General features: G+C 60.9%; 1 protein-coding gene. It reads left to right on the forward strand.

What is annotated here, in order from left to right; genetic code table 11:
- Positions 1 to 151 precede the first annotated feature (151 nt).
- Positions 152 to 622: hemerythrin domain-containing protein (locus U9980_RS28325; RefSeq protein ID WP_322770726.1), on the forward strand; the 471-nt coding region annotated here is incomplete at its 3' end.

Consider the following 622-nt stretch of genomic DNA (forward strand, 5'->3'; position numbering starts at 1 on the left):
GCGGTGCGGTGCGGTGCGGTTCTGCGCGGTCTTACAGTGTCCCGCAATCGGGTAGGGAACTCGCCGGGCGCCCCGGCAAGTCGGACGGGGTTTCTCCAGACATGCCGGGAAATCCGCATCAACCCGACAAACGACCAGGGGAGGTCCTGCAATGGCCGAAGGCGACGTCGTAGACGTTCTGACGCACGACCACGACAAGGTCGAAGAATTGTTTCAGCGTTACGACCGGGCAACCTCGACGACAGAGAAGAACCAACTGGCGGAAAATATCGTTATTGAGCTGCTCCGGCACGCGGCGGTTGAGGAGAAAGTCGTCTATCCTGAAGCCAGAAAGATCATTCCGAACGGTGATGAGGTGATCGGAAGGGAAATCGCCCAACAGGCCGCGGTCGAGAGGACCATGACGACGCTCAGCGCGACGAACCCGGCCGACCCCGATTTCGCCCGGTTGATGCGCGAGTTGATGGAGATGATCCGTGAGCACGTCTGGGAGCAGGAGGAGGTCTGGTTTCCGCAACTGCGCCAACGGATGTCAGCAGACAATCTTCGACAGCTCACCGAGCAGGTGGAGGCTATGTACGGGACCGCACCGACGCAGGCAGCCGCACCGACCATGCCTCGA

The organism is Protofrankia sp. Cr1, assembly GCF_963555865.1.
Classification (GTDB): Bacteria; Actinomycetota; Actinomycetes; order Frankiales; family Frankiaceae; genus Protofrankia.